The sequence below is a fragment of the Pseudomonas sp. CFII64 genome (assembly GCF_000416235.1).
In the GTDB taxonomy this organism is placed as follows: domain Bacteria; phylum Pseudomonadota; class Gammaproteobacteria; order Pseudomonadales; family Pseudomonadaceae; genus Aquipseudomonas.
The window spans coordinates 147,665-156,584 of sequence record NZ_ATLO01000027.1 but is presented as its reverse complement, the minus strand read 5'-3'; the positions used below and the strand labels follow the sequence as shown (position 1 = coordinate 156,584).

At 60.6% G+C, this 8,920-nt stretch carries 9 protein-coding genes; 1 reads left to right on the top strand and 8 read right to left on the bottom strand.

What is annotated here, in order from left to right; genetic code table 11:
- Positions 1 to 43: 43 nt before the first annotated feature.
- Positions 44 to 943, bottom strand: coding sequence for a LysR family transcriptional regulator (locus tag CFII64_RS12925; RefSeq protein ID WP_020291227.1), 900 nt, complete (start codon positions 941 to 943; stop codon positions 44 to 46).
- 106 nt (positions 944 to 1,049) lie between these two features.
- Between CFII64_RS12925 and CFII64_RS12920 the strand changes: the two genes are divergently transcribed.
- Positions 1,050 to 2,480, top strand: a complete 1,431-nt coding sequence (locus tag CFII64_RS12920; RefSeq protein WP_020291226.1) for a mechanosensitive ion channel family protein — start codon at positions 1,050 to 1,052, stop codon at positions 2,478 to 2,480.
- On the opposite strand, the gene CFII64_RS12915 is transcribed toward CFII64_RS12920, so the two are convergent.
- Genes CFII64_RS12915 through CFII64_RS12885 form a run of 7 tightly spaced genes read right to left on the bottom strand, consistent with a single transcriptional unit; the run spans position 2,481 to position 8,794 of the window.
- Positions 2,481 to 3,848 carry an ATP-binding protein gene (locus CFII64_RS12915; protein ID WP_020291225.1) on the bottom strand — a complete coding sequence of 456 codons (1,368 nt, stop codon included), beginning with the start codon at positions 3,846 to 3,848 and terminating at the stop codon, positions 2,481 to 2,483.
- Entirely contained in the window at positions 3,845 to 4,507 is a 663-nt protein-coding gene (locus tag CFII64_RS12910) for a response regulator (protein WP_020291224.1), read from the bottom strand. The genes CFII64_RS12915 and CFII64_RS12910 overlap by 4 nt, the downstream gene beginning before the upstream one ends.
- A 12-nt stretch (positions 4,508 to 4,519) precedes the next feature.
- Positions 4,520 to 5,164, bottom strand: a complete 645-nt coding sequence (locus CFII64_RS12905; RefSeq protein WP_020291223.1) for a tetratricopeptide repeat protein — start codon at positions 5,162 to 5,164, stop codon at positions 4,520 to 4,522.
- Positions 5,161 to 5,970 (bottom strand): SDR family oxidoreductase, encoded by an 810-nt coding sequence (locus CFII64_RS12900; RefSeq protein ID WP_020291222.1) that lies wholly within the window; start codon positions 5,968 to 5,970, stop codon positions 5,161 to 5,163. Before CFII64_RS12900 ends, CFII64_RS12905 begins: the two co-directional genes overlap by 4 nt.
- Entirely contained in the window at positions 5,957 to 6,649 is a 693-nt protein-coding gene (locus CFII64_RS12895) for a TenA family transcriptional regulator (protein ID WP_020291221.1), read from the bottom strand. Before CFII64_RS12895 ends, CFII64_RS12900 begins: the two co-directional genes overlap by 14 nt.
- Positions 6,646 to 8,127, bottom strand: a complete 1,482-nt coding sequence (locus CFII64_RS12890) for an AMP-binding protein (RefSeq protein ID WP_020291220.1) — start codon at positions 8,125 to 8,127, stop codon at positions 6,646 to 6,648. Before CFII64_RS12890 ends, CFII64_RS12895 begins: the two co-directional genes overlap by 4 nt.
- Entirely contained in the window at positions 8,117 to 8,794 is a 678-nt protein-coding gene (locus CFII64_RS12885) for a thermostable hemolysin (RefSeq protein ID WP_020291219.1), read from the bottom strand. Before CFII64_RS12885 ends, CFII64_RS12890 begins: the two co-directional genes overlap by 11 nt.
- Positions 8,795 to 8,920 lie beyond the last annotated feature (126 nt).

The following is an 8,920-nucleotide window of genomic DNA, read 5'->3' as shown; positions in this document are numbered from 1 at the left end:
TCCCGACCTCCTCGCGAATGAAATCGCTTCCGCGGTTTATCACTCAGCGACTCAACGCCGGGCATTCAGCCAACGCTTCCTTGAGGAAATCGATCAGCGCCTGCACGGGCCGCGCGCCCTGGCGATGCTGCGGGTACACCGCCGACAAGGCCAACGGTGGCGTGCGAAAGTCATCCAGAACCCGGACCAGCCGGCCGTCTTCCAGCGCCGCGCCGACAATGAACAGCGGCAGGTAGGTAATGCCCAGGCCAGCAATTGCTGCATCACGCAAAAGCTCGCCATTATTGGCGCGCATCCGCCCGCACAGGCTCACGGCAACAGGTTTGCCCAGACGCTCGAATCGCCATTGCACCTGACGGCTATGGCCATAAGGCAGGCAGTCATGACCTTTCAACGCTTCCGGCTCGGTCGGTTCGCCGCGCCGCTGCAGATAGTCCGGGCTGCAGCAGTACACGCGTTCGATATGCGCGATATGTCGACCGATCAAGGTCGAATCTTCCAGTACGCCGATGCGCAGCGCCAGGTCATAGCCTTCGCCGAGCAAATCCACGGCGCGGTCACTGAGGTCCACCTCGACCGCGACTTCCGGGTAGCGTTCGAGAAACACCGGCAGCAGGCGGCCCAGATGCTCAATGGCAAAGGACAACGGCGCGGTAAGGCGAATGGTGCCGCGCGGCTGGTTGTTCTGCCCGGCGATGCTTTGTTCGGCCTGCTCCACGTCGGCCAGCAGCCGCAGCGCCGATTCGTAATAAGCCTGCCCCAACGGCGTGACGTCCAGCCGTCGTGTGGAGCGATTGAGCAGGCGCACGCCGAGCCGCTCTTCGAGCTGCATCAGACGCCGACTGACAAACTGTTTGGACAGCCCCAATTGATCGGCGGCCGCCGTGAAACTCCCGGATTCCATTACCTGGGTAAAGATCCGCATGTCTTCGAATGGATTCATTGTCGCTCATCGGTTGACAGTCAAACACTTTCTACCAGCTTTATCACACTCCTGCACAGCATTAATCTGGCCATCACGGTCATCTCTCCCACCCAGGAACTCGCCCATGCTCGTCTTCATTCAAACCTACCCGCTGGCGTGCAGCGTCTTCCTGATCCTCGCCGACCTGGCAAGCTGGCACGCGGTGCCGTATCAGCACCGACTGGCGAAAGTCGCGGCACGGCTGGGCTTGTTCCTGCTGTACAGCGCGGTGATTATCAGCGCCGGCCTGAGCCCACTGGACACCGCGCCTTGGGAAGACGACAGCGCCCGCCATCTGGCAGCGACTGCGCTGGAAATCATCTGGTGGATTTTCGCCTCGCGAACCCTGACCGAAGTGCTGGGCCTGCTGCTGATGCAACGCATCGGCCACAGCGGGCGATTGTTGCAGGAAGTGATCGGCGCAGTGATTTTCCTGATCGGCATCGTTGCCGCCGCAGGTTACGTGCTGCAACTCCCCGTCAAAGGCCTGCTCGCCACCTCCGGCGCCATGGCGATCATCGTCGGCCTCGCCCTGCAAAGCACCTTGAGCGATGTGTTTTCCGGCATCGTCCTCAACACCACCAAACCCTATCAGGTAGACGATTCGATCAGCATCGACGGCGTCGAAGGCAAAGTCATCGACATCGACTGGCGCGCCACGCATCTGCTGACAGGCACCGGCAGCACCGCCGTTATCCCCAACTCGGTGGCGGCCAAGGCCAAGATCGTCAACCTCAGCCGTCCCAAGGATATGTTTGGCGTATCGATCAACATCATGGTTTCGCCGCATATCCGCCCGCGTCGCGTACTGGATGCCCTGGACCGTGCATTGCAGGGCAGCAGCGCCCTGCTGCCCTTTCCCAAGGCCCGGGCCACGGTGAAAGAAGCCAGTCCGACCACCATCGAATACACCCTCACCGGTTTCATCAAGAATCTGGATAAAAAGGCCGATGTGCGCAACCTGCTGTTCGACCTGGCCTATCGTCATCTGGAAGCGGCGGGCATCGCTTGGCAATCGGATGTGACCGTTGAACCGGCATCCCGGGCGCGCACGCTGCTCGATGAAGTCAAGGTGTTGCGCGCGTTGAACAGCGAAGAGAAAAACCATCTGGCACAGCATATGTCGTCACGGGAATACGCCGCAGGACAGGTGATCCTGGAAGAAAACGAAGTGACTGACAGCCTGTTGGTGATCGCCACTGGCGTCGTTTCGGCAACGGTATCCGATGGCCGTAATTCCATCGAGGCCGGGCGCATGGGGCCCAGTGAAGTGATGGGCGAACAGGGCGTGCTCAACGATACGCCGTCCGAGGCACGCTTCACCGCGCTCACCTCGTGCGTGGTTTACCGCATCGACAAAGCCGTAGCGCGGGAAATCATGGAGCAGGAAGGGCAAATCAGGAACGCCTTGAAAAAGCTGCAGGCGGTTCGCCAACACAGCAGCCAGTCGCTATTGACCGAAAAACCGGCGGCGATCAAAAAGGGCAGCTTCCTGGGCTGGCTGCAGAAGCGCTGATCAATTGGCCGGGGCCTGCAACACCGCACGCAAGCCGCCTGTCGGCAGGTTTTCCAGGCGAATCTGCCCACCCAGACGCTGGGCAATGGTTTGTACAATGGTCAGCCCCAGACCGACGCCCTGATCGTTGCCCCGACTGTAGAACCGCTCGAACAAACGTTCACGCTCCGCTTCATCGATGCCAGGACCTTGATCCTCGACGCTGAGCGAAAACGTCCGGTCATCGAACCGCAATCCAATCCTGACCTGGCCGCCCTCGGGTGAAAAGTTCACCGCGTTGGTCACCAGGTTATGCAGCGCGATGTTGATCAGTCCTGGATCGGTCTGAACGAAATGTGACTCTTCACTGGGATCAAATGACAACTCCAGCCCTCGACTCAGCACCCAGTGCGTCAATTGCACCAGGCTTTCGCGCACAGTCTCCACCAGATCGATGGACGCCATGGGCGCAGCGCTGGCCTGGGGTTCCAGGCGCGCAATGGTCAACAATTGATTCACCAGTCGGGTCGTGCGATCCACACCAATGATCAGATAACCCAGGGATTCTTGACGCTGCTCCTCGTTGCGCGCTTCCAGAACGTTTTGCGCATGGACCCGGAGCACCGCCAGCGGCGTACGCATTTCGTGGGCGGCGTCGGCGATAAACCGGCGTTCACGGTGCAAGACGTCCTGGATCTGGCCGAGCAAGCGGTTCAATGCTGCCTGCATCGGCTCCAGCTCGCTGGGCAGCGGTGCCAGTCGCAGCGGCTCAAGGGAACCTGGGTGGCGGGCGCGCAAGGTCTTGGCCAGATCAGCCAGAGGTTTAAGTCCCCAGCCAATCGCCAGCCAGATCACCGCGACCAGCAACAGACTGCCGATCAGATTCGGGCCCAGGGTGTGCCGCACGATCCGGTGGACCAGATCGGTGCGCACATCGTCCCGCTCGCCAACCCAGATCCGCATGCCGTTCTGGCTGTCGTCGAGCACGAACGCTCGCCAGCCGTGACCGGCTTGATCGGTCACAGCGCTGAAGCCCGCTGTCTGCGGCACTTGAACGAAGGTCGGGGCGCTGGCGGTATGCACCAGCAACTTGCCGGCGTGGTCCCACACCTGAAAGGCAATCTTGCTTTCGTAGGGATGGCCATCAACCCTGGGCTCAGCCTGTCCCAGCGCCGTATTGAAGGCTTGATACAGCTGACTTTGTTCGGTGCGGGCCAGGGGCATCCGCATCACGCCCTGCAACAGCCGTGCGTTCTGGGCCAATTGCGCGTCGTACACCTCGGCAATCTCATGGTTGCTGTCGTGCACATTGAACACACTGAGGATCAGCAAGCCCACCAAAAGCAAGCCGATGATCAGCGTCAGGGTACGCCGCCGTATCGAGTTCAACGCTGTTCCTCCACCAGATAACCAACGCCGCGAATAGTGCGGATCAGATCGCTGGAAAACTTTTTGCGCAGGTGATGGATATGCACTTCCAGGGTGTTGCTCTCGGCCTCTTCGTTCCAGCCATACAACAGTTGTATCAGACGATCACGCGTCAGCACCCGGCCTGGCGGTGACAACAATTCATGCAGCAACTGGTATTCCTTGGGCGTCAGCAATACCGCCTGATCGTGATAGGTCACCTGTTGTGTACCGGGGTCCAGCGTGATGCCCGCGTGTTCGATCAACGCCCGCGCCCTGCCCGCGCTGCGTCGCAACAATGCCCGCAGACGCGCCTTCAGCTCAGACAGGTCGAAGGGTTTGATCAAGTAATCGTCAGCGCCGGCATCGAGTCCGGCGATACGGTCTTCGGTCGCATCACGCGCGGTGAGGATCAGCACCGGCAGGCCTGAGCCGCTCTGTCGCAAACGGCGCAGGACTTCCAGGCCGTCAAGTTTGGGCAGGCCCAGATCGAGGATCGCCAGATCGAAGCTTTCGCTGAGCAGTGAATGCAGGGCGCTGGCGCCATCCTTGAGCCAATCGACGGTGTAGCCTTCACGGCTCAAGGCCTGATGAATCCCTTCCCCCAACGCGACATCGTCTTCAATGAGCAGCAAACGCATGGAGGCTCCGGTTTATTTAAGTTTCTTTGCGACATCAGCCAGCAACTGCCCTATTTCCTGACGTCGGCCTGCATCGGCCTTTTCCCGGCCGGGACGTGGCGCAGCCTGTAGCGCTTTGTTTAGCGCATCCCTAGCCTGAGCATAGTGGCCTTGTCGGTACAAATGGTCACCCCAAAAATACAGTGGATCGATTCCATCCGGATTGAGCTTCAGGCCCTGTTCCAGCAATTGCCCGGCTTTGTCGGCATCACCAAACCCGAGAGGCCATCCCGGCACCCGATCATAAAGTGCCGCCAGGCTGATATAGGCTGATCCTTGCAGCGCTTTAGGGTCCAGAGACAGGGATTTTTCCAGATCAGCCTTGGCTTGCTTGACCTTGCTCAGCGCCCCCAGACCGCCCTGTGCCCCCGCCCAACTGCTGGTGACGATCCCCGACCAGATCCAGGCTTCGGCCGCCTGGGGACGGGCTTGCACAAAGGACGACGTTTGCACGGCGAGCTTTTCAAAAGCGTCAGGTCGCTGTGGCGCGGGAACTTCGTATTGCACGTGCGCCCATTCCTGCTGGATGGCGCTCAGACGTTGCTGGTCGGGAGCGTCCAGTGCCCACAGCGGCAGGCTCAGCATGCCGCAAGCAAGGCCGATGATGATCGTTTTCATGGTTTGGTTTTCTCGTTGGCAGGAACGTGACTGAGACGTCGAATCAGCGGCAGATGCTTGCGTAGACCTCGGTCGACGAGGCTGGGCAGGAGGCTGTTGAGTCCGATGAAAAACCGCTCCGGCCAGCCCAGATACAGTTCGCGACGATCGCCGGCAATGGCATGCACCACCGCCTGGGCGACCTGGCCGGGATCATCGACATTGGCGTTGAGCGCATCGTTCAAGGCTTGCGCGGCACCGCTGTTCATTGAGGTCCGGGTGGCGCGAGGGGCGACGTAAAGCACGCTGATCCGTGTGTCTGCCAGCTCCCGGCGCAACGCCTCGGTGAACCCGCGCAACGCGAATTTGCTGGCGCAATAAGTGGCATAGCCGGCATAGCCAATTGATCCGTATGTCGATCCCACATTGACCACGGTTGCGCTGCTGGCGTTGTTGAGCAGTGGCAGCAGCATCTGAGTCAAGCGAATCGGCGCGTGCACATTGACGGCCAGCATCGAGCTGATCGCGCTTTCATCCAACTGCTCAAGCATGGCGAAGTGGTTGGTCCCCGCCGCATTGATGAGCAGATTGACGCCGTGCAGCGTCCGCGCGGACGTCACCACGTGCTGGCGTCCCTCCTCCGTGGTCAGATCCGCCTCGATCCAACGCAGTAAATGGGGGTATTGCTCCAGCAGCGGCAGCAACGGTTCCTTGTGCCGGGAAACCCCAAGCACTTCGCTGCCGCTGGCACACAGTGCCTCGGCAATGGCGAGTCCGATCCCGCCGCTGGCCCCTGTCAGTACGACCCTGGCCTCAGAGAGACGCATGCGCTGCATCCTCGAAAGCTGCTGCAACCTCTGCTCCCGGCAGCTCGCGGAACATGTCGGTGTACAGTCGGTAGACGACTTTTGAGGCATGGATGACGGCAGCCTGATCAGCCGGGTCGTCCAGTTGATCCATCAGTCGGCGATAGGTTTGCATGTGCCCGATATCCAGGCTGCCATGGGAACTGAGATAGCTGAAAGCCGTTTCCGGCAACTGCAGCTGATCACGGATGCTGCCGGCGGCATGGGTCGCCAGCGCAATGCTGGTGCCTTCCAACACGTTGACCATGCCAAACAGGCCGACCGGATTGTCCCGGGCTATCAGGTCGTAGAGGTAGGCAACCATCAGCTCGATAGGCAATTGCGGCTGGCCGACGCTGACGGCATCGGCGTTGCCACCGCACGCTGCGATGTCATCGAGAATCCATTTTTCATGCCCGTACTCGTCGTCGATGTATTCACACACCGCTGCCCGCAGCCATTCCAGCCGCTGAGGCAAGCGCGCACCACAGGCCATCATCAGCGGCACGGTGTGCCGCACGTGGTAATAGGCCTGGGTGAGAAATGCCTGGTAGCGTTCCAGGCTGACGTCGCCCGTCAGGGCTTTGCGAATCACCGGCAGGTTGAACAACGTGTCGCGCTCCTGACGGGTCGCCTGCTGAAGCGTGTCGAAAAAACTCATGATGGGGATTCCTCGCGTTGAATGGATGAAGAGAACAAATGCCCATAGCGTTCGAGAATGGCTTCCCGGCGCGGACGGCCATTGGCGGTGGCCATGCCGTTGGCGGTGCTGAATGGCTGCTCGAGCCGGGTCCAGTCGTGGACCCTGGCGTAATCGGGCAACGCTTGATTGGCGTGATCGACAGCCTCGGCAAGCTGCCCATCGGTGCAGTCCGCACTGACCGGCCAGAGCAGCGCATGATTGCGCGGCGACGCCTCGCCATACACGAACGCCTGGGCGATCCGGTTGTTCTGGGTAAGTTCGGCCTCGACCCATTCCGGATTGACGTTGCGGCCAAAACTGGTCACGAATTGATGCTTCTTGCGGCCCTTGAGGTAGAGATACCCCTCGGCGTCGAACTGGCCCAGGTCACCGCTGGGCCACCACGCCGGTACAGGCGTTGAATCGCCGAGATACCCCAACATGGACGATCCGCCAATCAGCACCTCGCCGTCGTCGGCCAGACGCACTTGAATATGGGGCAATGGTTTGCCAACGCTGCCCAGACGTTGTGCGCCGGGCCGATTCAAGGCCACGACGGAGGCGCACTCCGAAAGACCATAACCTTCAAAAACCGCCAGGCCGACACGCTGGGCCCGCACCAACAATTCACTGCCGACCCTTGCCCCGCCAACGGCGGCAAAGCGCAGCATTGACGCATCGAAGGCACCCATCTCGCAGGCGCTGACCAGCATCAGCAACAGTTGCGGAACCAGAATCAGGCTTTCAGGGCGCCGTCGCTGCAGGCATTCGAGCATGCGTGGCACGTCAACGCCGCTGGCGCCCTGGATGCCCAGGGTGGCCTGGCTGGGCAGGCTCAGGGTCGCGCCGGCATACAGCGCTGCATAACAACCTACGTTTTCCAGCAGGATCGCCAGGGGAAGAATGGCCAGATGGTGCGAAGGCGCAGCATCGAGGCTCGCGTCATGCAACTGCCTGGCGACCGCCAGCACACTTTCGGCACTCAGGCACACGCCTTTTGGCGTGCCGGTGGTGCCGGAGGTGAACGTGAGTTTCGCCGTGCCTTGGGGCATGGCATGGGTCTGCGGTTGCACATGGAACCAGAACTCCCCTGAGCGTTTGTACCCGGCGCCAGTCATTTCAGGCGCCAACGCTTCATCGGCAATCACCAGTCCGACCCGGCTTTGCTGCAAGCAATGCAAACGTTGCGCTGCACTGAAAAACGGCGGCAGCGTGACACAGGTCAAACCTTCGAACAGGACCGCCAGATCCCAAAGCAGCGCCTGCGGACCGTTGTCCAGGGCCAGGCCAATGGTCTTGATCTCCGAAGCGCGCAACAATTGTTGGCGAAACTCGATTTCGGTATACAAGGCGGCGTAGTTCAGACTCAGATCGTCACCCCACAGCGCCACTTTCTGCGGTTGCGTCGAGGCGTAGTTACGCAGACGGGTCTTGAACGCATTCAGCTCAGGCGACATTGCAGGTTTGCTCCAGCGTCAGGGGCAAGCCGAATCGTTCAAACAACCCCATCTTGCTCAGGTGGATGAACCCCGCGCGGATATCGCCAACGTGCACGCTGGGTTGCGTTTCGTAATAGCGACCCCACGCATGGCGATCATCGCCCAGCCGCAGCGGGTCCGCCGGACAAAGCGTGACCGGACGCAGACCCAGCCGGTTGAAACTGTTGACCAGACTGGAGTTGCCGGTGAAGGCCACCCACTCAAAGCCACCCATGGCTAACAACCAGGTTACGGTGATGATGCTCAGTCGTGCGCTGCCCAGGTTGCTGGCGGCCAGATTGCCGACTTCGACGATCCCCTCACGATCCACCGGCCGCCCTGCACGCGCCAAAACAAGCTGCTCGATCGGCTCATCCAGGTAATGTTCAAGGAACAACGGACCCGTAGCGGCCCGGCGTACCCCGGAAACGGCACAAAGACTGCCGTTGCGATCACTGAGGCCGAACAGTTCAGGCATGAAGTGGCGGATCCGGGCGCCATAAGCCTGGTGGAAACACTCATGAATGAAGGTTTCCAGATCGTGGCGCGACGCATCGCCGGACAGCGAACGCGTCAGTTCCAGACCGGGTGTCCCGGCAGTGCCGAACCGCAGTGGCAAGTGAATGTTCCAGTCGAAACCTGACATAGGGCGCTCCCCCCTTGAGTAAGTGGGGGGAAGTATCGACGGCGATTCTTAACGGAATCTGAAGGTGAGCGAGGTGCGTTTTTTTCTGAATTCCGGGTTTTCTTCAGACTGCCTTAAGCCAGGACC

Coding starts and splice junctions, on each gene's coding strand:
- CFII64_RS12925 (WP_020291227.1), bottom strand. CDS start 943: ATGAATCCATTCGAAGACATGCGGATCTTTACCCAGGTAATGGAATCC.
- CFII64_RS12920 (WP_020291226.1), top strand. CDS start 1,050: ATGCTCGTCTTCATTCAAACCTACCCGCTGGCGTGCAGCGTCTTCCTG.
- CFII64_RS12910 (WP_020291224.1), bottom strand. CDS start 4,507: ATGCGTTTGCTGCTCATTGAAGACGATGTCGCGTTGGGGGAAGGGATT.
- CFII64_RS12905 (WP_020291223.1), bottom strand. CDS start 5,164: ATGAAAACGATCATCATCGGCCTTGCTTGCGGCATGCTGAGCCTGCCG.
- CFII64_RS12900 (WP_020291222.1), bottom strand. CDS start 5,970: ATGCGTCTCTCTGAGGCCAGGGTCGTACTGACAGGGGCCAGCGGCGGG.
- CFII64_RS12895 (WP_020291221.1), bottom strand. CDS start 6,649: ATGAGTTTTTTCGACACGCTTCAGCAGGCGACCCGTCAGGAGCGCGAC.
- CFII64_RS12890 (WP_020291220.1), bottom strand. CDS start 8,127: ATGTCGCCTGAGCTGAATGCGTTCAAGACCCGTCTGCGTAACTACGCC.
- CFII64_RS12885 (WP_020291219.1), bottom strand. CDS start 8,794: ATGTCAGGTTTCGACTGGAACATTCACTTGCCACTGCGGTTCGGCACT.